The following is a 448-nucleotide window of genomic DNA, read 5'->3' on the forward strand; positions in this document are numbered from 1 at the left end:
GGGCACCGGGGCCCGCGGGCCGACCAGCACGAGGGCATTTTGATCGACAGCCCAAGACTGCGTACGACAGCCGTGTGGCGGCATGGCTGGACCCGGTTTATCATCGTCATTGTCGTGTTCAAAAGAACGCAGGATCTGAAAAACAAACCGATCGTTAGTGCGCAAGAATCGCCAGTTGCCATGTTGCTCATACTGTTCGCCGAGCGCATCGCTGAGCATTTGCAGCCGCTGTTCGTTACCGTTCTTAATATAAGCGCTAAAACCGCGTTCGAAGCTTATGCGTACGAACCAGGGCATGCTGATCAGCAACAGAATGCAGGTGGCGAAAATCGCCAAAAACAGTTTGCCGGTGGTAACGCGAAGGCAGAACTTCATCAGGTGCTCCTTTTGCGCCGTGAAATCACAGAGTTGGTTTGCGTGTCATTCGGCACGCGGGAAAAAATGATAG

1 pseudogene is annotated in these 448 nt (G+C 53.6%); it reads right to left on the bottom strand.

From position 1 onward, the window contains the following. A pseudogene (locus ACU8YC_RS27610) lies at positions 1 to 375 on the bottom strand (two-component system sensor histidine kinase BaeS); the annotation flags it as partial. Positions 376 to 448: the final 73 nt, after the last annotated feature.

The organism is Citrobacter sp. VF227 (assembly GCF_052950715.1).